This is a genomic window from Erwinia sp. Eh17-17 (assembly GCF_039675725.1).
Taxonomy (GTDB): Bacteria; Pseudomonadota; Gammaproteobacteria; order Enterobacterales; family Enterobacteriaceae; genus Erwinia.
In genome coordinates this window covers 97715-119779 of the sequence record NZ_JBDFQT010000002.1, presented here as the reverse complement: position 1 = coordinate 119779, position 22065 = coordinate 97715, and the positions used below count along the sequence as shown (strand labels likewise).

Annotated in this window: 20 protein-coding genes and 1 tRNA gene; 7 read left to right on the top strand and 14 right to left on the bottom strand. The window is 56.0% G+C overall.

Going from position 1 to position 22065, the window contains the following annotated elements; all coding sequences use genetic code 11:
• Positions 1 to 348: 348 nt before the first annotated feature.
• Both ABEH87_RS05915 and ABEH87_RS05910 read right to left on the bottom strand, forming a co-directional pair.
• The gene (locus tag ABEH87_RS05915; RefSeq protein ID WP_346574813.1) at positions 349 to 675 is read right to left on the bottom strand and encodes a hypothetical protein; all 327 of its coding nucleotides are present in this window, start codon (positions 673 to 675) and stop codon (positions 349 to 351) included.
• A 567-nt stretch (positions 676 to 1242) separates the two neighbouring features.
• Positions 1243 to 1318 (bottom strand) — tRNA-Asn (locus ABEH87_RS05910).
• A 305-nt stretch (positions 1319 to 1623) separates the two neighbouring features.
• Between ABEH87_RS05910 and ABEH87_RS05905 the strand changes: the two genes are divergently transcribed.
• Both ABEH87_RS05905 and fepB read left to right on the top strand, forming a co-directional pair.
• Positions 1624 to 2745 (top strand): Gfo/Idh/MocA family oxidoreductase, encoded by a 1122-nt coding sequence (locus tag ABEH87_RS05905; RefSeq protein WP_346574811.1) that lies wholly within the window; start codon positions 1624 to 1626, stop codon positions 2743 to 2745.
• A gap of 139 nt (positions 2746 to 2884) precedes the next feature.
• On the top strand, positions 2885 to 3943 hold the full coding sequence (fepB, locus tag ABEH87_RS05900; RefSeq protein WP_346574809.1) for a Fe2+-enterobactin ABC transporter substrate-binding protein: 1059 nt from the start codon (positions 2885 to 2887) through the stop codon (positions 3941 to 3943).
• A gap of 57 nt (positions 3944 to 4000) precedes the next feature.
• Here fepB and entS read toward each other — a convergent pair whose 3' ends face one another.
• Positions 4001 to 5272, bottom strand: coding sequence for an enterobactin transporter EntS (gene entS / locus ABEH87_RS05895; protein ID WP_346574807.1), 1272 nt, complete (start codon positions 5270 to 5272; stop codon positions 4001 to 4003).
• 169 nt (positions 5273 to 5441) lie between these two features.
• On the opposite strand from entS, the gene fepD reads away from it, so the two are divergent.
• From fepD to ABEH87_RS05880, 3 genes are read left to right on the top strand one after another with little or no spacing between them, the layout of a single operon-like run.
• Entirely contained in the window at positions 5442 to 6467 is a 1026-nt protein-coding gene (gene fepD / locus ABEH87_RS05890; protein ID WP_346574805.1) for a Fe(3+)-siderophore ABC transporter permease, read from the top strand.
• Between the two features lie 45 nt (positions 6468 to 6512).
• Positions 6513 to 7547 (top strand): iron-enterobactin ABC transporter permease, encoded by a 1035-nt coding sequence (gene fepG, locus ABEH87_RS05885; protein WP_346574803.1) that lies wholly within the window; start codon positions 6513 to 6515, stop codon positions 7545 to 7547.
• A 2-nt stretch (positions 7548 to 7549) separates the two neighbouring features.
• On the top strand, positions 7550 to 8356 hold the full coding sequence (locus ABEH87_RS05880; RefSeq protein WP_346574801.1) for an ABC transporter ATP-binding protein: 807 nt from the start codon (positions 7550 to 7552) through the stop codon (positions 8354 to 8356).
• Positions 8357 to 8400: 44 nt separating this feature from the next.
• Here the strand turns inward: ABEH87_RS05880 and mfd are convergent, their stop codons facing one another.
• From mfd to ABEH87_RS05865, 3 genes are all read right to left on the bottom strand, one after another.
• Positions 8401 to 11847: a transcription-repair coupling factor gene (gene mfd / locus ABEH87_RS05875; protein ID WP_346574799.1), complete on the bottom strand. Its 3447-nt coding sequence runs from the start codon at positions 11845 to 11847 to the stop codon at positions 8401 to 8403.
• Positions 11848 to 12084: 237 nt separating this feature from the next.
• Complete coding sequence (locus ABEH87_RS05870; protein WP_346574797.1) at positions 12085 to 13305, bottom strand: glycosyl transferase; 1221 nt, start codon at positions 13303 to 13305, stop codon at positions 12085 to 12087.
• A gap of 28 nt (positions 13306 to 13333) precedes the next feature.
• The gene (locus tag ABEH87_RS05865) at positions 13334 to 14134 is read right to left on the bottom strand and encodes a mannosyl-3-phosphoglycerate phosphatase-related protein (RefSeq protein ID WP_346574796.1); all 801 of its coding nucleotides are present in this window, start codon (positions 14132 to 14134) and stop codon (positions 13334 to 13336) included.
• 672 nt (positions 14135 to 14806) lie between these two features.
• Here ABEH87_RS05865 and ABEH87_RS05860 point away from each other — a divergent pair.
• Entirely contained in the window at positions 14807 to 14965 is a 159-nt protein-coding gene (locus ABEH87_RS05860; RefSeq protein ID WP_017800079.1) for a YqaE/Pmp3 family membrane protein, read from the top strand.
• Positions 14966 to 15034: 69 nt separating this feature from the next.
• Complete coding sequence (gene dsrB, locus ABEH87_RS05855; protein WP_346574793.1) at positions 15035 to 15223, top strand: protein DsrB; 189 nt, start codon at positions 15035 to 15037, stop codon at positions 15221 to 15223.
• Positions 15224 to 15296: 73 nt separating this feature from the next.
• On the opposite strand, the gene ABEH87_RS05850 is transcribed toward dsrB, so the two are convergent.
• From ABEH87_RS05850 to fliM, 8 genes are all read right to left on the bottom strand, one after another.
• Positions 15297 to 17006: a methyl-accepting chemotaxis protein gene (locus ABEH87_RS05850; protein WP_346574791.1), complete on the bottom strand. Its 1710-nt coding sequence runs from the start codon at positions 17004 to 17006 to the stop codon at positions 15297 to 15299.
• Between the two features lie 166 nt (positions 17007 to 17172).
• The gene (gene rcsA / locus ABEH87_RS05845; protein WP_346574789.1) at positions 17173 to 17808 is read right to left on the bottom strand and encodes a transcriptional regulator RcsA; all 636 of its coding nucleotides are present in this window, start codon (positions 17806 to 17808) and stop codon (positions 17173 to 17175) included.
• A gap of 652 nt (positions 17809 to 18460) precedes the next feature.
• Positions 18461 to 19246 (bottom strand): flagellar biosynthetic protein FliR, encoded by a 786-nt coding sequence (fliR, locus tag ABEH87_RS05840; RefSeq protein WP_346576149.1) that lies wholly within the window; start codon positions 19244 to 19246, stop codon positions 18461 to 18463.
• Complete coding sequence (fliQ, locus tag ABEH87_RS05835; RefSeq protein WP_346574787.1) at positions 19246 to 19515, bottom strand: flagellar biosynthesis protein FliQ; 270 nt, start codon at positions 19513 to 19515, stop codon at positions 19246 to 19248. Before fliQ ends, fliR begins: the two co-directional genes overlap by 1 nt.
• A 15-nt stretch (positions 19516 to 19530) precedes the next feature.
• A complete protein-coding gene (fliP, locus tag ABEH87_RS05830; RefSeq protein ID WP_346574785.1) occupies positions 19531 to 20268 on the bottom strand; it encodes a flagellar type III secretion system pore protein FliP in 738 nt (245 codons plus the stop codon).
• On the bottom strand, positions 20265 to 20654 hold the full coding sequence (gene fliO / locus ABEH87_RS05825) for a flagellar biosynthetic protein FliO (protein ID WP_346574784.1): 390 nt from the start codon (positions 20652 to 20654) through the stop codon (positions 20265 to 20267). Before fliO ends, fliP begins: the two co-directional genes overlap by 4 nt.
• Complete coding sequence (gene fliN / locus ABEH87_RS05820) at positions 20655 to 21056, bottom strand: flagellar motor switch protein FliN (protein ID WP_346574782.1); 402 nt, start codon at positions 21054 to 21056, stop codon at positions 20655 to 20657. It lies immediately after the preceding gene.
• Entirely contained in the window at positions 21049 to 22056 is a 1008-nt protein-coding gene (gene fliM, locus ABEH87_RS05815; RefSeq protein WP_346574780.1) for a flagellar motor switch protein FliM, read from the bottom strand. Before fliM ends, fliN begins: the two co-directional genes overlap by 8 nt.
• Positions 22057 to 22065 lie beyond the last annotated feature (9 nt).

Here is a 22065-nt window from a genome sequence, read left to right as displayed (position 1 = left end):
TTGTCGTTGACGCTATTACCGCGCCTGTTGCTGCAGACTGGATCAGAAAAATAAAGTAAATAAGCGCAATAAAATCATCAACTGATGCGTCTGGCGCATCAATGAATTTTAACAATCATGCCCGGCAAGCTGTAACAGGCCATTAACAGGGATTGGCTGAGAAACCCGTTTCGTCGCAGGCCAAAACTTTCATTGCTGTTTTGTGACAGGGTTCATATAGAGGAAGGGGGATAAAGGCGGTGGGGGGACAAAACGGGCAGTTTTGTCACGCCCCTGAAGAATAAGCTGTTCTTTACGTCAGCAGGATGGCCGTGCCTGAAGCCGTCATGGGGCCGCCACCGACCGCATTCAGACGGGATTTCTGATTTTTTCCAGGCCTTTTTCAAGTCGGGTCAGGTTATCCACGGTTCCCCCTTTGTCTAAATAATTAAACCAGCCGGGGACGACTTTTCTGAACATTTCAACGCCCTCTGCGGTGACTTCAGACTGTTTTAACACAAAGTCTCTATTCAGGCTTCCGTCGCTATTGAAAGGATCTTTTGCGAACAGATCGTTAGCCTTCATGAACGTCAGCAGTGCTGTCAGAGAGCGGGTTATCCGCTCCTGGTACGTCCTGTTTTTGTTGCGCGAGTAAAGCATGGGTAGACTGCATAAGGTAAAGTCTGTCTCAATCACGATGGTGCCCTGCCATATCCGGAGAGTGTCTGTATCTAACGTCAGCAATGCCCATGGGCATCCGTATTGTTGGCGGGTGTAAACCCCAACGCAGAGTTTAGCATTTTCGTTAATCCGTCAACAGGCAGCCTTACGATATATCAGATGGTGGAAATATATTTTAAAAAATCATGCCGCTATCGCTGGCCGACTTTAATCTTTTGCCCTAAGGGATTTAATTAAACTGTTTAACTTTACTGACAGATTTATAAGTGTAAAAAATAGCCTTGACCCTCATTGAGCTGCCGGAAATCCGATCGTTTTTACCGCAGTCCGGCTTGTCATAAGCTTCAAAAGCAACCCCACCGTTCATTTCAGGTGTCTGACCTAACCCAGAATATTAAAACGCCAGCGCACGCGAGTTATCGTTCAATAGAAAGCAATGGAAGAACAGATGGCAGAGGGGGAAGGGCCGCAGAGATTCAGTATGGTTTAAGGGATAAAACCAAGCCTGTCAGATTAAAATATTAACCAGCAACGCAAAAGCAAAAAGCCCGCTCAGGTATCCCTGAGCGGGCTTTTCAAATATGGCTCCTCTGACTGGACTCGAACCAGTGACATACGGATTAACAGTCCGCCGTTCTACCGACTGAACTACAGAGGAATTGTTGGAACGGGGCGCATGATATCCAGCGCAGCAGGGGATGTCAAAGCCTGATTTCACGCTTTTGGTTTAACTGCTGAATAAAGCAGCACATCACCCCGGTCAGGGGAATTTTCCCGATGATAATGATGCTTTTGCGTACTGCTTTGCAGGAACGGGCGGGGCTTGCAGCGGCGTTGCACTCTTTTTCGTCAGTGTGATCACGTTTATTTCATTCTGACATTGATGGCAGAACTTTCGGTATATACATTCCATGTATGTTGAATTTTTGTTTCATTTTACTCCCCCACGCCTGAGGACCCACCATGAAAAAAGTCAGAATCGGACTGATCGGAACCGGTTATATCGGTCGCTGCCATGCAATTGCTTACGCGCAGGCCCCCACGGTGTTTAACCTGAAAGGGGAACTGGTGCGCGAGATGCTGGCGGAGGTCAATCCGGAGCTGGCCAGCGCTCAGGCGGCGACGCTCGGTTTTAACCGTTCAACCGGAGACTGGCGCGAACTGGTGGCGGATGAAAATATCGATGTGGTTGATATCTGTGCGCCTAACTTCCTGCATAAAGAGATGGCGCTGGAAGCGATTCGTCACGGTAAGCATGTTTATTCCGAAAAGCCGCTGGCGCTGGATGTGGCTGACGCCGAAGAAATGGTGCGCGCTGCGGAAAAAGCCGGTGTGAAAACGCTGGTGGGCTTTAACTATATGAAGAACCCGACCAGCCAGCTGGCCAGACAGATTATTGAACGGGGGGAAATCGGCGAGGTGGTGCATTTTTACGGCACGCACAATGAAGACTATCTGGCGAATCCGCATACGCCGCTGGACTGGCACTGCCAGAAAGCGCTGGCAGGCCTGGGGGCACTGGGCGATCTGGCGGCGCATATCGTGAATATGGCGCACTATCTGGTGGGCAACATTGACGAAGTCAGCGGCGATATGATGACGGTGATAAAGCAGCGCCCGGACCCGAAAAACCTCTCGCAGCTGCGCGATGTGGAAAATGAAGACCAGGCCAGCGCGCTGCTGCGCTTTGCTAACGGTGCCCACGGCGTGATTGAAACCTCACGCATTGCCTGCGGCAGCAAAATGGGCCTGACCTATGTGGTGACGGGCACCAAAGGCAGCCTTCGCTATACCCAGGAGCGCATGGCGGAGCTGGAGCTGTACCTCCATGACGATCCGGCGGGGCGTCAGGGCTTCAAAACCATTCTGACCGGTCCGGCACACCCGGACTATGCGGCATTTTGCATCTCTGCCGGGCATGGCATCGGCTTTAACGATCAGAAAACGGTGGAAGTGCGCGACCTGATCAACGGCATTGCCGCAGATGATCGCATGTGGCCAGACTTTGCAGAAGGGTTACAGGTATCGAAAGTGCTGGAGGCAATCGCCATCTCGGCCGCTGAAAGGCGCTGGATGAAAGTGTAATCCTCTCTTCAGGCCGGGTTGACCCGGCCTTTTTCTTTACCTGTCCTGTTTCCCGCCAGACTTGTCCCGCGATAAGCCGTTTAAATTGTTCGCTATTAAATGTATGATAATAAGACTCATTTTCAACGGAATGTCCAGGATGAAAAAACGATTCTCCTTCCCGGTGCTGTGCGCGGTGCTGGTTGCCGCCGCGCTTGTCTTCGTCGTGTCGGTCCGCAGTTGCTCAACACAGCACTCAGCAGCAGAGCCGGACTCCCCTCCGGCAGCGTCGCCACATGCTGCGGCGGCCCCTGGCGACACCCAGGCGCAGCAGGGCTGGCCGCGCACGCTGCAAACCCCCAAAGGACCGCTGACGCTGCAACAGCCTCCTGAGCGTATTGTCTCTACCAGCGTTACCATCACCGGCACCCTGCTGGCGATTCATGCCCCGCTGGTGGGTTCCGGAGCGACCAGCCGTAACAGCATCGTCTCTGACGATCGGGGATTTTTTAAGCAGTGGAGCGCCGAGGCAAAAAAGGTCGGGCTGCAGCCCTTATATATTTCTGAGCCAAACGCCGAGGCGATTGCCGCTGCGGCACCTGACCTGATTGTGATATCTGCCACCGGGGGCGACTCGGCGCTGAAGCTGTACGATCAGCTTTCGGCGATTGCCCCGACGCTGGTGATCGACTACGGCGATAAAAGCTGGCAGCAGCTGGCGGTGCAGCTGGGGCAGATCACCGGGCATGAGAAAGATGCCCGTGAGGTCACTGACCGTTTTGAACAGCGGGTGCAGGCGGTGAAGCAGGCGATTGCGCTGCCGCCGCAGCCTGTCTCGGCGCTGGTTTATTATGAAGACGGTCGCGGGGTAAACCTGTGGAGTCAGGCTTCAGCTCAGGGCAAGCTGCTGACGGAGCTGGGCTTTACGCTGGCGATGCCCCCTGCTGAAGTACACGGCGGCACCAGCATGGGCAAGCGTAACGATATTATTCAGCTTTCAGGCGAGAATATGGCCGCAGGCCTGACCGGAAAAAGTATGCTGCTGTTTGCCGCAGACGATGCCACGGTGGGCCGGGTGCGTACGAACCCGTTCCTGGAACATCTGGCTGCGGTCAAGGACGGGCAGGTTTATGCGATGGGGCCGGATACCTTCCGTCTTGATTATTACAGTGCCAGCAATATGCTGGACAGTATCGAACAGCATTTTAAGCCGCGCTAACGCTCTGTCTATCAGGGGCTGGCCTTATTCCGCTTAACCCCTGGTATGCGACGCCGTTTACGAATGTGTTACCGGCGCTGACTCTTCTGCCGGGACAGGTGGCTCCGGTGTCAGCGTGGCCCGGCGCAGCGTGCCGACCAGACTGGCCAGCACCACCGCCACCCCGGCGGCTGCGGCACCAAACGACAACACGCTCACGACAGGCGCGAACAGCTTACCCAGCACCCCAAGGCCCAGCGCGCCGATAGAATCTCCGGTGACGTCCTGGGCGGTACCCAGACTGTTGACGCGCCCCAGCAGTGCATCAGGCGTGTGATGCTGAATCAGCATATATTGCAGCAGCGAGGCAATGGCATTGCAGTAGCCATACACCACAAGAGCGAGCAGGGCAGGGATAAAGTGGCTGTACAGCCCCAGCGAGGCAATGGCGAGGAACGCACAGGTGGCGCTGACCAGCACCAGCACCCCCGGCCGATCGTGACGCGGCACCCAGCCGCTGGTAAAGGCACCGATCATCGCTCCCAGCGGCACCGCCGAGTACATCAGGCCGATGGCGGAAGCGTTCGCATGATAGCTGACGGCCAGCGCCGGGAACAGGATACGCACTGCGCCGACGATGCTCACCAGCATACCCAGCAGCACCACCGACCCCACCACCTTTTGCTGGCAGACAAACCGTACGCCGCTGGCCAGCGCGCGCAGCGGGTGTTCCGGCTCCTGCACGTCCGGCTTCATGGTCGGCAGGCGCACCAGCGGGATCAGCGTTGCCAGCGTGCCGACGGCGGCCACGGCAAAGGCCCACTCCACCCCACCGGCGACAATAATCACCCCGCCAATCGCCGGGGAGAGGATCGCCCCCAGACGCACGGTGACCATACTCAGCGCACCCGCCGCGCCGAGATTCTCCCGCCCGACCAGCAGCGGGATCACCGCCATCAGTGCGGTCATTCCCAGGGCACCGAAGAAGCCATCCCAGGCCGCCAGAACGTACAGCGCCCACAGCGACGGCGCAGGAAGAAACGCGTTCAGGCTCAGAGCGGCAAAGCCAATACCGCAGGTGCCACGGGCAAACAGGATCAGTTTACGGCGATCAAGGCGGTCGGCGAGGATACCGCCGAGCATCAGCCCGATAAACATACCGACTCCGTCCAGCATCACCGCCACGCCCACCTGCAGGGTGGAACCCGTCATGGCCTGGATCTGAATCGGGACGCCGACAGCCAGCATCCCGAGTGAGAATACGGATAACATGCGCGCGCAAAAAATGGCGCGGAAGTGAGCGTTATTTTTCAGCAGACTGAAATCAAGCAGGATGGAGGGCTTAGCCATGAGTTTCCATGTAGTTGATGAAGCCGATGCCTGCGGCCGGAACGCTGTCCGGTGCGGCGCGTAAGGATGCCGATGTTTTTCTGGCGGAGCGCATGGTAACATATTTGATTAGTAACGTTAATGATAATAATACTCATATTCATTTGCATATGAAGAGGATCTGTCAGGGATGTCATTGCAGCAAACTTCCCCCGGTACGGCCGCGCTGTCGCAAGGTGTTTCGCGCAGCGCTGGCGTCATTATCTGCCTGTTGTTACTGGCCTTTGTCAGCCTGGCCAGCCTGATGCTGGGGGCAAAATCCATTGCCCCGGCGCTGGTGTGGCAGAGCTTATCCGGCCAGCTCACTAACGCTGACAGCATCATTATTCTGAATGCCCGCCTGCCGCGCACGCTGGCCGGGATACTGGTCGGCCTGGCGCTCGGCGGTGCCGGGGCGGTGATCCAGGCGCTGACGCGCAACCCGCTGGCCGACCCGGGAATACTGGGCGTCAACGCCGGGGCCAGCTTTGCCATGGCTATCGGCATTACGCTGTTTGGCGTCAGCGGAATGGCGGGCTGGCTTGGCTTTGCCTGGGGCGGCGCACTGATCGCCAGCATTGCGGTCTGGGCTATCGGCACCCTGAGCGGCGGCCGGGTGAATCCGGTGCGCCTGACGCTGGCCGGAGTGGCGCTCAGCGCGGTGCTGGGCGGCCTGACCTCGTCCCTGTCGCTGCTGAATCCGCAAACCTTTGACCAGCTGCGCTTCTGGCAGGCGGGCACGCTTGATATCCGCTCGATGGACAATCTGCTGCTGGTCGCTCCGGCGATTATCGCCGGGGCCGTGCTGGCGCTGGCGGTATCACGCTCGCTTAACAGCCTGAGCATGGGGGAAGATATTGCCGCCGCGCTGGGGACGCGGGTGGTGCTTATCCGCCTGCTGGCGCTGCTGGCGGTGATGCTGCTGTGCGGATCGTCCACCGCGCTGGTGGGGCCGATTGGCTTTGTCGGCCTGATGGTGCCGCACGTGGCGCGCTGGTGGGTGGGGGCTGACCAGCGCTGGATACTGATCTATTCCTTTCTGATGGCCCCGGTGCTGCTGCTTACCGCCGATATCGCTGGGCGATTTATGGCGCAGGGCGAGCTGCGGGTGTCCATTGTCACCGCCCTGATAGGCGCTCCGGTGTTGATCTGGCTGGTACGTCAGCGCAGGCATTAGGCTATTTTCCCCGGCATTTTGAATCAGGATTTAAGAGAGAACGACATGCACAGCAAAACATTACTGATCGGTCGCGTGGACAGCTGGCTGAATCTGCGTCTGGCGTCGCGGGTGCTGTGGGTCAACCTGACGCTGCTGCTGCTGGCCGCGCTGCTGGCGCTGTTTGCCCTGTGTTACGGCACGCTGAGCATCAGCCCCGGCCAGGTATGGCAGGCGCTGCAGGGAGAAGGACCCCGCGGTTTTATCACGGTGATAGGGCAGTGGCGTGCGCCGCGCGCGGTGATGGCGGTGGTGCTCGGCGCAGGGCTTGGTGTCAGCGGGGCGATTTTCCAGTCGGCGATCCGCAACCCGCTCGGCAGCCCGGACGTGGTTGGCTTTAACACCGGGGCCTTTACCGGGGCGCTGGTGGTGATTATCGGCTTCAGCGGCAGCTATTATCAGATTGCCGCCGGGGCGCTGATCGGCGGCATCGGCGCAGCTGCGCTGGTCTATCTGCTGGCGTGGCGTCAGGGGATTGTCGGATTCCGGCTGATTATTGTCGGGATCGGCGTGGGGGCGGTGCTGTCGGCGCTCAATACCTGGCTGATTGTCAGCGCTTCGCTGGAGAGTGCGATGAGTGCCGCGCTGTGGGGCGCGGGTTCGCTCAACGGCATCACCTGGGCGAAAGGCCAGCCTGCGCTGCTGCTGGTGCCGCTGACGATACTTATTGCGCTGCTGCTCGGCCGCCGTCTGCAGCTGATGGAAATGGGCGATGACAGCGCGCGGGCGCTGGGGGTCAATGCCGAATCCAGCCGTCTGTGGCTGATGCTGTGCGGCATTATCCTCACGGCCATTGCCACCGCCAGCGCAGGGCCGATCGCCTTTATCTCTCTGGCGGCGCCGCAGATTGCGCGTCGCCTCACCGGGGCGAACGCGGTGCCGCTGTTTTCCGCCGCAACCACCGGGGCGTTGCTGCTGCTGGCAGCCGATGTTATCGCCCAGCATGCATTTAACGGGATACAGCTGCCGGTCGGGGCCGTTACGGTCAGCATCGGCGGGCTGTATCTCATCTGGTTACTTATCAGGGAGTCACGACGTTAATCATGGAACTTTCTTTATCCCCGCGTCTTCAGGCCAGCGGAGTGACGCTGGGCTACGATCAGAAAGTGATCGCCAGCGAACTCAGCGTGCAGATCCCCGACCGTCAGTTCACGGTGATCATCGGCCCGAATGCCTGCGGAAAATCGACGCTGCTGCGTGCCCTGTGCCGCCTGCTGAAACCGCGCAGCGGCCAGGTACTGCTGGATGGCCAGGATATTCACCAGATGGGTACCAAAGCGCTGGCGCGTCAGCTTGGCCTGCTGCCCCAGCATGCGATTGTGCCTGAGGGTATCAGCGTGGCGGATCTGGTCGCGCGCGGGCGCTATCCGCACCAAAGCCTGCTGAAACAGTGGAGCGAAGCGGATCGCGATGCCGTGGCCCTGGCGATGCGCGCCACCAGCGTCAGTGAGCTGGCGCAGCGCAGCGTTGATGAACTGTCCGGCGGGCAGCGTCAGCGCGTGTGGGTGGCGATGGTGCTGGCCCAGCAAACGCCGCTGCTGCTGCTGGATGAGCCGACCACCTGGCTGGATATTGCCCACCAGATTGAGCTGCTGGACCTTTTCCGCCAGTTAAATCAGGAGCACGGCCACACGCTGGTGGCGGTACTGCACGATTTAAATCAGGCCTGCCGCTACGCCGACCACCTGATTGTGATGCAGGAAGGGAAGATTGTGGCTCAGGGCAGACCGGCGGAGATTGTTGATGCACCGCTGGTGCAGCAGGTGTTTGGTATGGACTGCGTGGTAATTGACGATCCGGTGTCGCATACGCCGATGATCGTACCGTGCGGGCGCTATCACCGGCCATAAAAAAGGCGGCTTATCAGCCGCCCAGGTTTTTAGTGAATCTGGTTTTACGCTGCCGCGTGCTCCAGCATCAGCGTCAGAAACTCCTGTACCCACTTCATGCGAACCTTTCGCTCACCCAGATCGCGGATAAACTTCAGGCGCGTCGGGCCGTCCAGACGCCAGTGCTGCGGCTCTTTCTGCAGCAGGCTAATCAGCCACACCGGATCGACCTTGTTCTTCTCGGCGAATTCAACAAACCCGCCTTTCTCGCTGGCTTCCACTTTGCGCACGCCCAGCTTTTTCGCCACCAGGCGCAGCCCGGCGATATCAAGCAGGTTGCGCGCGGCATCCGGCAACAGGCCGAAACGGTCAATCAGCTCAACTTTGAGATCGTCGAGCTCACCGGCCTGGTCGGCGCTGGCGATGCGCTTATAGAACGAGAGGCGGGTGTTGACGTCCGGGATAAAATCATCCGGCAGCAGCGCAGGCATGCGCAGTTCAATCTCCGTCTGGCTGTTGGTGAGATCTTCCAGCGACGGCTCGCGGCCTTCCTTCAGCGCATCAACGGCATTTTCCAGCAGCTCCATATACAGAGAGAAGCCGATGGTCTCCATCTGCCCGCTCTGGCCTTCTCCCAGCAGCTCACCGGCACCGCGAATTTCAAGGTCGTGGGTGGCCAGGGCGAAACCGGCACCCAAATCCTCCAGCGAGGCGATCGCCTCAAGGCGTTTGTGGGCATCGGTAGTCATGGACTTCGGATGGGGCGTTAACAGCCAGGCATAGGCCTGATGGTGCGAGCGCCCGACGCGCCCGCGCAGCTGATGCAGCTGGGCCAGACCAAAGTGATCGGCGCGTTCGATGATAATGGTGTTCGCGGTGGCAATATCGATACCGGTTTCAATGATCGTGGTGCAGACCAGCACGTTGAAGCGCTGGTGGTGGAAATCGTTCATCACGCGTTCCAGCTCACGCTCGCGCATCTGACCGTGGCCGATTGCCACCCGCGCTTCCGGCACCAGATCAGACAGCCGTTTGGCGGCCTTCTCAATATTTTCCACGTCGTTGTACAGGTAATAGACCTGACCGCCGCGCAGTACCTCACGCAGGATCGCCTCGCGCACCACCAGGTCGTCATACTGGCGCACGAAGGTTTTCACCGCCAGACGGCGCGCGGGCGGCGTGGCGATGATCGACAGATCGCGCATGCCGCTCATTGCCATATTCAGCGTGCGCGGAATCGGTGTTGCGGTCAGCGTCAGGATATCCACGTCGGCGCGCATCGCTTTGATGCGTTCTTTATGGCGTACGCCAAAGCGGTGCTCTTCATCGACGATCAGCAGGCCGAGGTCGCGCCATTTGATCTCGCTCTGCAGCAGTTTGTGGGTGCCGATCAGTATATCGACCTTACCTTCCTGCGCTTCCGCCAGCACCTGTGTCTGTTCTTTGGCGGTGCGGAAGCGGGACAGCATCTCAATGCGCACCGGCCAGTTGGCAAAACGGTCGCGGAAGTTATCGTAGTGCTGCTGCGCCAGCAGCGTCGTCGGCACCAGCACTGCTACCTGCTTATGGTTTTCTACCGCCAGGAAGGCTGCGCGCATCGCCACTTCGGTTTTACCGAAGCCGACGTCGCCGCACACCAGGCGATCCATCGCCAGCGGCTGACACATATCGCTCAGCACGGCATTGATAGCCTGCGCCTGGTCCGGCGTGGTTTCGAACGGGAAGCTTTCGCAGAACAGCTGGTACTGTTGTTTATCGTGCTTAAAGGCGAAGCCGGTTTTGGCTGCACGCTGGGCGTAGATGTCCAGCAGCTCGGCGGCGACGTCGCGCACTTTTTCGGCCGCTTTCTGGCGCGCACGTGACCAGGCGTCGCTGCCCAGCTTGTGCAGCGGGGCATTCTCTTCCGCACCACCGGCATAGCGGCTGATCAGATGCAGGGATGACACCGGCACGTAAAGTTTGGCGTCTCCGGCATAGGCCAGCATCAGATATTCCGCCTGTATCCCGCCGGTTTCCAGCGTCGTCAGGCCGATATAGCGCCCGACGCCGTGCTCCAGGTGTACCACCGGCTGGCCGGGGTGCAGCTCGGCGAGGTTGCGGATCAGCACATCGGGATTGATAGTGCGGCGGCTGTCCTGACGGCGGCGGCTGACGCGTTCCCCCAGCAGATCGCTCTCGCAGATCAGCGCACGGTTGCGCAGCCCGTCGATAAAGCCGTGCTCGCTGGCACCAATCAGCAGATAGTGGCCCGGCTCCTGCGCATCCGGCAGGGCGTGGATAGCGGTCGGCTTCAGTTTGATGCGCGCCAGCAGTTCCTGGAGAGTTTCGCGGCGGCCTTCGCTTTCGACCGAGAACACGACCGGGCCGCTGAAACTTTCCAGAAAACGACGCAGCGCATCCAGCGGCGCTTTGGCCTGAGCCTGCACCGCCAGATCCGGCAGGGTTTCATAATGCAGGTTCGTGTTGGCGGCTTTATCCGCCAGCAGCTCCGTTTTCAGCTGAACGCGTGGCCACTGCTTAAGCTCGCTGAACAGTTCATCACAGCGCAACCACAGGGTCGGCGGCGGCGGCAGGGGACGCATCGGGTCGACGCGACGATTCTCATAGCGGGCGTTAACATCCTGCCAGAAACGTTCGGCACTGGCCTCCAGGTCGCCGGAGATAATCAGCAGAGTGCTGGCAGGCAGATAGCTGAACAGCGCCGGTAGCGGCTGCTCAAAGAACAGCGGCTGCCAGTATTCAATGCCGGCGGGCAGGGTGCCTTTGCTCACCTGCTGATAGATATGCTCGGCTTCACGCCGGACGTCAAAGTGTTCGCGCCACTGGGTGCGGAACAGTTCAATGGCGGCTTTATCGGTCGGGAATTCATGGGCGGGCAGCAGATTGATGGCCGCCACTTCTTCCTGGGTGCGCTGGCTGTCAACATCAAACAGGCGCAGGCTGTCGATTTCATCGTCGAAAAAGTCGATGCGGTAAGGACGCTCGCTGCCCATCGGGTAGAGGTCGAGCAGGGCACCACGGGTAGCAAACTCACCGTGTTCCATCACCTGATCGACACTGCGGTAGCCTGCCTGCTCCAGCTGGGCGCGCAGGGTATCCCGCGACAGCTTTTGCCCTTTCTGCATCACCAGCGCGTGCCCGTGCAGGAAACTGTGCGGACAGACGCGCTGCATCAGGGTATTGACCGGCAGGATCAGAATTCCGCGTTCAAGGGTCGGCAGTTGATACAGCGTGGACAGTCGGGATGAGATAATTTCCTGATGCGGCGAGAAACTGTCAAAAGGCAGCGTTTCCCAGTCCGCCAGTGCCATCACCGGCTGGTCGGTAAACTGTCTGATTTCATCCTGCAGGCGCAGCGCGTTCTGCATATCCGGGGCAATCAATACCACCGGGCCCGGATGACGTTCAACCATTTCGGCACATTCAACGGCACAGGCAGCACCGGTTAATTGCCCCAGCTGGCGCTGGTCACCTGCTCTGGTCGGCAGGTCGTAGCGGTAGAGTTCTGGCATAATCAGTTAGACGGTCTCTTTGCAAAGGGGAGATCGGAACCCTGGCGTACCAGGTGGTCCCGATTCAGCTAGGCGAAGTATACTTGAATTTACAGGGCGTGGGCATCCGTCGTATTCAGGCCGCCGTTGTGCGCTATCCGTGTCAGGACGTGTCCTGTTCGCCCGGAAGAGGGCAAGGCGTAAGGGCCGTTCAGGGGCATCTTTATTGCATAAACGGCCATTCGTAGCGGCTATGCCTCAGACATCGCCGCTGTTGTCATCTTCGACGGCCTGATAAATACGCTGAAGGATATCCGGGAAGGCTGACTGTACGCGGCTCCAGCTCGGAATAAACGGTTTTTCATTCGGGCGCTCAATAAATGACTGTCCGGCATCGAGAATCGCCTGCGTAAACATTTCGACGGCGGCTTCTTCAGCGTGCTGGTCAAATTTAAGGCCGTTCATGGTGGCTTCATGATGGTAAATCTCCATCATATCCAGCGCGTTACGATAGTAGGTGGCTTTCAGCACGCGGAACGAGTCGCTGGTGATATTGACCCCCATCGTCGCCATTTTACGCAGCAGCGACTGAACAATATCATTGCTCATGCGCTTCAGCCCGCCGGTGCCGTCATCCTCTGCCAGCGGCTGATGCTTATGGTCGTAGTTATCGGCAATTTCCACCTGGCAGCTCTGGCGGGTGGTGTAGTTACGGTAAATCTCTGACAGCACGCCAATCTCCAGCCCCCAGTCGCCGGGAAGTTTAATCCCGTTCAGCACGTGGGTGCGCATCGCAAACTCACCGGACAGGGGATAGCGGAAGCTGGTGAGATAATCGAGATACTCCGAGTGGCCGTACACTTTTTGTAGTGAACGCAGCAGCGGGCTGACCAGCAGGCGCCCGACGCGTCCGTTCAGCTTGTTGTCGGCCACGCGCGCATAGAACCCCTTGCAGAACTCGTACTGAAAGCCGGGGTTAGCCAGCGGGTAGAGCAGGCGCGCCAGCATACCCCGCTCGTAGGTAACGATATCGCAGTCGTGCAGTGCGACGCAGCTCGATTTATCTGACGCCAGGGTATACCCGGAACAGAACCAGACGTTGCGGCCTTTCCCCGGCTGCGAAGGCGACAGTCCCTCTTTATCCAGCTCGGCATCCAGCGCTTTCAGACGCGGGCCGTCGTTCCACAAAATACGGTGCCGCTGCGGCAGGCGGGAAAAGAACTCGCGGGCGTGCAGAAACTGATCGCGGTCGGCGCGGTCCAGTCCAATAACAATCTCGGCCAGGTAGGGCACTTTGGCCAGTTCATCAACAATGTGGCTGAGTGCCGGGCCTTCCAGTTCGGAAAACAGAGACGGCAGGATCAGGCCCATCTTGCGCTTGCGTGAGAAACGCACCAGATCTTTTTCCAGCTCGGCCACGGAACGGCCAGTAAGATTATGAAAATTGGTAATAACGCCATTCTGGTAAAAATCGCTCATCGCTTATCCCTTAAATGGTGACCCTGGCTTACAGAGTGATAAAGTGCGTCAGCCCTTCGTCCCAGCCCTGCGGACCAAAGTGCGCGGTATGATAGATATTGTTTTTATCCTGCCGCTGCAGCACGACCGGACTTTTGCTGTAGCCTTTGATCACCACGGCATAGTCAACACTGTCGAGCATCGGCGCATCGTTGGGGCCGTCTCCCAGGCCAATGGTGATACGCGGGCTGCCGCTCTGCGCGCTGTGCTGCAGCAGCCAGCTCAGTGCGGCCCCTTTTCCCCGGCCCTTATGCATCACATGCCAGAAGCGCCCGCCCTGCACGACGGCGAGACCCTGCTGGTCGAGCTGCTGCTCAAACAGGGCAAACTGCGCGGCGTCGTCGCGCCAGATAAGGCTTTCAGAAGCCTGGCGCTGACGGGCCAGGGTGGCCTGATACGGCGTCAGCCCGGTCCAGTCAGCGACCTCTTTTTCACCCACCTCGCTGAAACCGGTGAATTTGAAGTGGTGCTGCTGTTTTAACTGCCCAAGCAGCTGGCACAGCCCGGCGTAATCGTATCTGTCCTGTTGCCAGGGCGGCAGCGTTTCGCTGTTTCCGCATCCGACTACCGCCCCGTTTTCAGCGATGAACGGCGCTCCGCCGATCCCCAGTTCATCCTGCAGAGGGATGATTTCAGCCGCAGTCTTGCTTGAGCAGATGACCAGCGGGATGTTGTGTGCCTGTAAGCGTGCCAGCCACGGCTCCGCGGCTTGCCAGCGATAGGTGTGATGGTCAAGCAGTGAGCCGTCGAGATCGGTGACGATCATCAGTGGGTCCTGCAGTGTGGGCATAAGCGTTACCTCAGGTGAATGCAATACGACAGAGACAAACGTCAGTAACCTTTAAGAACTGTCAGTATAGTCCAGCCTTTACGGGCAGGCGGTGGGACAGACCCGTTGAAGATGGCTCTTAATACCAGGAATTGTCTTAAAATAATGATGAATAAAGTGACGGGCGTGACTATTGTTAGCGTGACGAGAAGGCAGTGCTGAAGCAGAAGTGGCGGTATTTATCTGTACGAAATATCAATCACTGTACAAATTTGAGTGTCTATTAGGATTTATCTTAGCTGACTGTCGGGGTATTCTGCGCACGTTAAGAATTCCCGGATGTAACGAACTTCATTTCCTGTGAGAAATACTTTATCCCAGCCCGAATGGTTGGGATTTTTTTTGCCGGAAAAGAACGGATTACTGCCCGGTGCTGTAAAAATACGGGCGAAAAAAAGCCCGCGCTGCGCGGGCAAAATCCTTGTTACTCTTCTGCCCCTTTGGGTTGGCGCAGTGAGACCATTTTAAGGTGATACCTGCCTGAAGTCTCATTGCGAAACGTAAAGAAAGTGAAAAAGCCAGTGTAGTGAGGGCTTTACCTGGTTTTACCCATCACAGACGGTGGCATGTATTTCACTGGCTATACTCTGTGTTCGGGTTATCCCGTGAGATAAAACACAAAATGGAGATGTTATGGACTTTTTGCGAATTGTAATTGCGATCCTGTTACCCCCGCTGGGTGTCTTTATGCAGGTCGGTTTTGGTGGTGCCTTCTGGCTGAACATCCTGCTGACGCTCTGCGGCTACATTCCCGGTATTGTGCATGCGGTATGGGTCATCGCTCGTCGTTAATCCTCTGTTGGCACCTGTGTATCCTGAGGTTTTCGGTTAAACTTAGCGAAAAATCATCCAGGAGTGGCTATGAAGGTTAATGAACGGGTTACGGTGAAAACGGATGGCGGACCGCGTCGCGAAGGCACGGTGCTGGCCGTAGAGGACTTTAGCGAAGGCACGATGTATCTGGTCGCACTGCCGGACTATCCGCTGGGGATCTGGTTCTTTAATGAGGTCGGCCACGACGACGGCATTTTCGTCGAACCACACCCGTAACCGGGAATCAGCGGGGCGACCCTTTTTCTGGTCGCCCCGCGCGTTTACCTTTCTTCTGCTCCCCTATGGCTTATCAGAATGTTTCCCAGTGCTCATTACCGGTGGTTGCCAGCGCCGGGCGCGGTGCTGCCAGAGCCGTTTTTTGGGTCACGGGAGCGCTGTTTTTGACCGCCGGTGCTGCTGATGAACCACTCAGTTTAAAGGCGGAAACCGCCTGAGTCAGACGCGCAGCCTGCTCTTCCAGCGAAGCCGCCGCCGAAGAGGCTTCCTCAACCAGCGAGGCGTTCTGCTGCGTTACGTTATCCATCTCTGTTACCGCCATGCTGACCTGCTGAATGCCTTTACTTTGTTCATCAGATGCGGCGGCGATCTCCGCCATAATATCGGTGACGCGGCGAACGGCGTCGACAATATCATTCATGGTATTCCCGGCATGGCCCACCTGCGCTGACCCTTTACTGATTAAATCGACCGATTCAGAAATCAGACCTTCAATCTCTTTCGCCGCCCCGGCGCTGCGCTGCGCCAGATTGCGCACTTCGCTGGCGACCACGGCAAAGCCGCGACCCTGTTCACCAGCACGGGCGGCTTCAACGGCGGCGTTCAGCGCCAGAATGTTGGTCTGGAAGGCGATGCTGTTAATGACCGTGGTGATCTCAGCAATTTTCTTCGAGCTGGTGGAGATATTGTTCATGGTGTTCACCACGCCGGTGACAATGTCGCCACCCTGGCGCGCTTTGCCGGAAGCATCAGAGGCAAGCTGGCTGGCATGGTGCGCGTTTTCGGCGTTCTGTTTCACCGTGGCGGTCAGTTCTTCCATACTGGCGGCAGTCTGTTCCAGCGCCGATGCCTGCTGCTCGGTACGGGAAGAGAGATCGGTATTGCCTGCCGAAATTTCACTGGACCCCTGATAGATGGCGACGGCGCCTTCGCGCACGGTTCCTACTGTTTTCACTAATGCCTGCTGCATCATCTGCAGATTATTTCCCAGGCTGCCGATCTCACTGCGTCCCCAGTTTTGCAGCGGAGCCGTCAGGTCGCCGCGGGAAATATGTTCAATACGCTCAACGGCCTGACGTAATGGGGTAATCACCACGCGGCGCAGGAAAATAAAGGTGGCCAGCGTCAGTAATAATGCCAGACCAAATGCGCCTGCCATCATAATAAAGCCAAGGTGGGTCTGAGATTTCGCTTCCGCATTCAGGCGTTCTGCCCGTTCAGTGCGCAGCTTAATCGCTTTGAATAATACTTCGTTGTAGGCGTCATCCAGTTTACGGGTGTAATCGGTTTCCTGCGCAATAACCCCTTCAAAGCTGCCATCGCTGGCGCTTTTCACCATCGGCATCAGCCCCTGGGTAATATAGGCGTCGAAACGTTTTGTCAGCTCAACATCCAGTATTTTCCCCTCCGGGGTTTTGAACGGACGGTTAAGATAGATATTAAAGCTGTCGCGCGCCATCTTAATGCGCTTTTCCGTGGTCTGCAGGTTAGCTTTGAATTCGTCCATCTCACCAATACGTGCCGAGGCCCCGGCGTGGATCACCGTCAGGCGGGCAGTACGCAGATGGTTGGAACTGTTGGAGATCGCTGTACGTATCTGGATCTCCTGAGTGACGTCATTAAGAGACTGATTACTCTGGATCAAAAAGTAGCTGGCGAGGCCAATGCACAGGGCGAATAATAGCAAAATTCCACCAAGAATGGCGGCGAACAACGGAACCAGACGCAGGTTCTGCCAGAAGCTGATAGCCTGATGTTCGTTAGATTGTAGTTGTGATTTCATATCCATTGCTCTCTGTCAGGTAGGGACGAAGGAACACTCCGGTCGTCTACAGAACATCGGCATCAGGATTAAAAGGATTAGGACTGGAAGTGGGAGCAGGCTCACATAATGAGCATTAACTCTGTCGGGATGGGGGAGGCCGGCTCAAGCCCGCCTCCCCGGAAGGCTATCTTACGTTGACGTAAATACCGCTGGTGACGTTATCCGTTAAACGAACCACATGATAAATAACCTGCTTGTTGTGTGTTTTTATTTTACGTTTAATATTACCTTTGTGTGACGACACCGTTTTTGCTTTTATTTGCATTTTATCCGAAATCTGGATGGTGTCATGACCTGACATCCACATCTTGAGCATATTCGACTCCGTCTGACTCAGCGTCAGTGGATGTACGTCGAATCCCGAAGAGTAGCGGGGAGACAGGTTAAGTTTCTTTTGAAAGTAAGAGCTAAGTAATGAATCCAGTGTGGACGGCTTTATCGATTTTGATGTAATAATCAAGTTCTTACGAACATAGAGGTATTCCTCAAAATGGATATTGGAGATGGCCATAAATATGAAAAATAGCGTATCAGGCTGCTGCATAATAATGTTTCTGATTCGCTGACTTGCATCCAGTTCATGGATGAAACAGTCTTCATTAATAAACACTACACCCGGTTGTAGTTGTTCACATTTAATTTGTAACTGTTCGATATCATTTACTGAGGTTATATTTTTCTTCTTAACCCCTTTAACTGCCATATAATCAGTTAAACCAAGCCGTGTATAGTTACATGAATCCATAATAATCGTTGGCATTATAGCGACCCTCACCAATTTGTTATCCGTTTAAATCAACGATGAATTACGCGTGTTCGGTACGAGAGCAAGAGTTCTGTTTCACGATCTTGTTATATTTACCCAGCATTAGCAAAGCTTTGCCATCTACGGCGAGGGTACTGATTCGTCCTTGCTGACTGGAAATTTGAGTTTTGACGAGGCGATAATCTGCCTGAACGCCACAGTCAGGTTAAGAGCGGTGAATCTACTTACCTATCTGACTTAACACAGCATTTGACGCAGCTTTCCGGCTGCATCGACACTATCGCGCAGAAAACGGAAAACTCTGATAGGACGATTCTTAAAAACATTCATTAACCGAAAGTGTAACGCTGTAATGAGCATTGACAATGCCGGAAAATAAATTTTAAAACAAGAAAAACCGCGAAAAATAAAATTTCTATAAAAAACAGATGGTTGTCCGTTTTTTGACCGTTAACTCTTTCGCAACAAATCACCGGTTTGAGGAATTAAAATACGCTAACTGGCATTTAATAAGAATAATTTTCATCGCACCGGCGCATTTATCAGAATTTCCTTAGTGAAATTCTGTAAATAATGGTGCGAAAAATGCACAGATGTATTTTGGTTGCTTAACAATGATTTTGCGCTAAAGCAGAAATACTAAAGTTTACCTACCGGGTAATTCACTGAGCAGTGTAGCCAGTAAATCGAACACTTCACTGAACAAATGTTCGCAGAAGGGAGCAAGCAGAGGCATCATCAGGCTCATGAACACCATTCCGATTGATAAGGTTACCGGGAAACCAATCGCAAAAACGGAGAGTTGAGGTGAAACGCGGTTTAACAAACCCAGGGCCAGGTTTAGGGTGAGTAGCAGAGTGATAAGCGGTAAGGCCAGTCTCATGCCGTTAAGAAAAATTAATCCGGCAGCTTTGGTTAACGCCATAAATGCATTGCCGTTAAGCGGGTCTCCCCCGATGGGCAGCGTGTGAAAACTGTCTGCCAACATCGAAATCAGCCACAAATGGCCATTGAAAGAAAGAAACAGCAGCATGGCCAGCATATCAAGGAAGCGTGCCAGCACCGGCATATTCAGACGGCTGCCCGGATCGAAGAAGGTGGCAAAGGATAACCCCATCTGCAAACCAATCACTTCACCCGCCGTGCGCACGGCCGCAAAAGCAAACTGCATAGTGAAACCGATGGCGACGCCAATCAAAATTTGCTGGAGCAGTAACCAAAAACCGCCAACGGAAAACAGTGTGACGGTGGTTGGCGGCAGTGACGGTATCAGTGTCCAGGTGATCATCACGCCCAGTCCCAGCTTCACTTTACGGCTGATGGCCTTTTCACTCAGCAGCGGAGCCGTCATGATCAGGGCAAGAACGCGCGCAAGCGGCCAGAATAGCTGACTTATCCATAGCAAAAGTTGACTGCTGTCGAAAAGAATCATTATCCGATCATATAAGGCAGGTTGTTGAACAGGGTGCGCATATAGTCGAGCACCAGATTCAGCATCCACGGCCCGGCAATAACGATGGTTGCCACAACCGACAGGATTTTAGGAATAAAGGACAGCGTCTGTTCGTTAATCTGAGTCGCAGCCTGCAGCAGGCTGATCAGCAAACCGCTGACCAGTGCGGCCAGCAGCAGCGGGGCGGCCAGCGCCAGCGCAACCTGCAACGCATCGTGCCCGAGTACCATTACCGATTCAGGTGTCATTGCCGTGGCTCCGGGTTAGGAATAAAAGCTCTGCGCCAGTGAACCCACCAGCAACTGCCAGCCGTCGACCAGAACAAAAAGCATCAGTTTAAAAGGCAGTGATATTGTGGCAGGCGGCACCATCATCATACCCAGCGCCATCAGTACGCTCGCCACCACCAGGTCAATAATCAGAAACGGAATAAATACGGTAAAGCCAATCTGGAAGGCAGTTTTCAGTTCGCTGGTGACATACGCCGGCAGCAAAATACGCATCGGGACGGCTTCCGGCCCGGCAAGCGGTGGGGTATTGGCTAAACGGGCAAACAGGGCCAGGTCCGCTTCGCGGGTCTGACGCAGCATAAACTCGCGCAGCGGCTGAGCGCCTTTATCAATGGCTTCCTGCATACTGATTTTGTCTTCGCTGAAAGGCAGGTAGGCATCGGTATAAATTTTGTCGAATACCGGCCCCATAATAAAGAAGGTCAGAAACAGCGACAGGCCAACTAATACCTGGTTTGGCGGTGCTGACGGGGTGCCGAGGGCATTACGCAGCAGGCCAAAGACGATAATGATGCGTGTGAAGCTGGTCATCATCAAAAGAATAGCCGGCAGGAAGGTCAGCGAGGTGATAAACACCAGGGTCTGAACCGGCAGAGACCAGCTCTGGCCGCCGTTGGCCATCGGTTTACTGATCAGACCCGGAAGCTGGGCGTAAACATCGGGGGCCAGCATCAGCAGGCCGAGCAGCAGCAGCGGAAATATGCGTTTCATTTTTTCTTGCCGGCGCCTTTGAGTAATGACTGAAGAACCTGACGGAAGTCGGCCGCGGCAGGCGCAGCATCTGTCACCTCCTGCTGAGGCTTAGCGGGCAGGGTATGCAGATGGGTAATTTGCTGTGCGGTCACGCCCAGCACCAGACGCGCATCGTCAACGTCGACAATCACCACGCGTTCACGCTGGCCCAGCTGGCAGCTGGCGCTGATATTCAGCGTCTGGCTGCCGTTACGGCGGGCTGCGAAGCCCAGGCGTTTCGCCAGCCAGGCACAGGCGAGAATAAGAATAATAATCGCTGCCAGCACACCGCTCACCTGAGTGAGCACTGAGCCGGTTGAAATGGCCGGTTGGGGAGTGACCGGCTGCTGCTGCGTGGTATTCATTTAGCGGCTCAGACGACGCATACGTTCTGACGGGGTAATAATGTCGGTAATGCGCACGCCATATTTGTCGGCGACCACCACCACTTCACCCTGAGCAATCAGATAGCCGTTAATCAGGATATCCAGCGGCTCACCCGCTAAGCCTTCCAGCGCGACCACGGAACCCTGCGACAGGCGCAGCAGTTCTTTAATGGTCATTTTGGTGCGGCCCAGCTCTACGGTCAGTTTGACCGGGATGTCCATAATCATATCGATATCTTGCAGTGAACCGGCAACATCGCCCACGTCCAGCGATTTAAACACGCTGTCGGTGGAGGAGGATTTTACCTGTTCATTCATTGCGTCAGCCCACAGGTCGTCCGCAGAGATATCGTCCTCGGACGGCTTATTCGTATCACTCATCGGGCTGTTCCTCATTCAGCGAATTCAAAATCGGGTTGATCAGATGTTCCACGCGCAGTGCGTATTGCTTATTCAGCGTTCCATACTGGCTGGTCAACACCGGCACGCCGTCCACATGGGCGATAATGCGGTCCGGTTTTTCAATCGGTAATACGTCGCCAGGCTTTAAGGCCAGAAGACGGGAAATTCTCATCGAGACTTCGGCAAAGTTCGCCACCAGCTCCAGCTCAGAGTGCTGAACCTGTTTCACCAGCGTGTCACGCCAGTTCTCATCTTCACTGCGCGAGTTCTCAAGCGGTGGATTCACCAGGGTTTCACGCAGCGGTTCGATCATGCTGAATGGAATACAGATGTTAAACTCACCGGTCAGGTTACCAATCTCAACCTGGAAAGGTGTGGTGACCACAATGTCGTTCGGCGAGGTAGTGATGTTGGTGAACTTCACCTGCATCTCAGAACGCACGTATTCAACATCCAGCGGATAGATAGGTTTCCAGGCTTCGCTGTAACAGTCTAAAGCCAGTTTCAGCATACGGCGGATGACGCGCTGCTCGGTGTGGGTGAATTCACGCCCCTCGACCTTGGTCGGGAAGCGGCCGTCACCGCCGAACAGGTTATCTACAGCGATAAACACCAGACTTGGCGAAAATACCACCAGCGCCGTGCCGCGCAACGGTTTGAGGTGGATAAGGTTAAGGTTAGTTGGCACCGGAAGATTGCGGGCGAACTCATGGTAGGGCTGAATCTTGATCGCGCCGACCGAAATATCCGGACTGCGGCGCAGCAGGTTAAACAGCGCCATACGATAAGAACGCGCAAAACGTTCGTTAATGATCTCCAGTGCCTGCAGACGCTCGCGAACCACGCGGCGCTGGGTATTGGGATCATAGGGGCGAATATCGCTATCGCCGCCGCTACTGACCTTATCTTCTGCCGCACTATCGCTGTCGCCATTGAGTAGTGCGTCAATTTCTGCCTGAGAAAGAATGCTATCGCCCATAAATTTACA

Excerpts from the sequence above, each read along its gene's own strand:
- fepG (WP_346574803.1), top strand. The coding sequence starts at position 6,513 with ATGCACAGCAAAACATTACTGATCGGTCGCGTGGACAGCTGGCTGAAT.
- fliR (WP_346576149.1), bottom strand. The coding sequence starts at position 19,246 with ATGATTCTTTTCGACAGCAGTCAACTTTTGCTATGGATAAGTCAGCTA.
- ABEH87_RS05850 (WP_346574791.1), bottom strand. The coding sequence starts at position 17,006 with ATGAAATCACAACTACAATCTAACGAACATCAGGCTATCAGCTTCTGG.
- fliO (WP_346574784.1), bottom strand. The coding sequence starts at position 20,654 with ATGAATACCACGCAGCAGCAGCCGGTCACTCCCCAACCGGCCATTTCA.
- fliP (WP_346574785.1), bottom strand. The coding sequence starts at position 20,268 with ATGAAACGCATATTTCCGCTGCTGCTGCTCGGCCTGCTGATGCTGGCC.
- ABEH87_RS05870 (WP_346574797.1), bottom strand. The coding sequence starts at position 13,305 with ATGAGCGATTTTTACCAGAATGGCGTTATTACCAATTTTCATAATCTT.
- fepB (WP_346574809.1), top strand. The coding sequence starts at position 2,885 with ATGAAAAAACGATTCTCCTTCCCGGTGCTGTGCGCGGTGCTGGTTGCC.
- ABEH87_RS05880 (WP_346574801.1), top strand. The coding sequence starts at position 7,550 with ATGGAACTTTCTTTATCCCCGCGTCTTCAGGCCAGCGGAGTGACGCTG.
- fliN (WP_346574782.1), bottom strand. The coding sequence starts at position 21,056 with ATGAGTGATACGAATAAGCCGTCCGAGGACGATATCTCTGCGGACGAC.
- ABEH87_RS05860 (WP_017800079.1), top strand. The coding sequence starts at position 14,807 with ATGGACTTTTTGCGAATTGTAATTGCGATCCTGTTACCCCCGCTGGGT.
- ABEH87_RS05865 (WP_346574796.1), bottom strand. The coding sequence starts at position 14,134 with ATGCCCACACTGCAGGACCCACTGATGATCGTCACCGATCTCGACGGC.
- dsrB (WP_346574793.1), top strand. The coding sequence starts at position 15,035 with ATGAAGGTTAATGAACGGGTTACGGTGAAAACGGATGGCGGACCGCGT.
- mfd (WP_346574799.1), bottom strand. The coding sequence starts at position 11,847 with ATGCCAGAACTCTACCGCTACGACCTGCCGACCAGAGCAGGTGACCAG.
- ABEH87_RS05905 (WP_346574811.1), top strand. The coding sequence starts at position 1,624 with ATGAAAAAAGTCAGAATCGGACTGATCGGAACCGGTTATATCGGTCGC.
- entS (WP_346574807.1), bottom strand. The coding sequence starts at position 5,272 with ATGGCTAAGCCCTCCATCCTGCTTGATTTCAGTCTGCTGAAAAATAAC.
- rcsA (WP_346574789.1), bottom strand. The coding sequence starts at position 17,808 with ATGCCAACGATTATTATGGATTCATGTAACTATACACGGCTTGGTTTA.
- fliM (WP_346574780.1), bottom strand. The coding sequence starts at position 22,056 with ATGGGCGATAGCATTCTTTCTCAGGCAGAAATTGACGCACTACTCAAT.
- fliQ (WP_346574787.1), bottom strand. The coding sequence starts at position 19,515 with ATGACACCTGAATCGGTAATGGTACTCGGGCACGATGCGTTGCAGGTT.
- fepD (WP_346574805.1), top strand. The coding sequence starts at position 5,442 with ATGTCATTGCAGCAAACTTCCCCCGGTACGGCCGCGCTGTCGCAAGGT.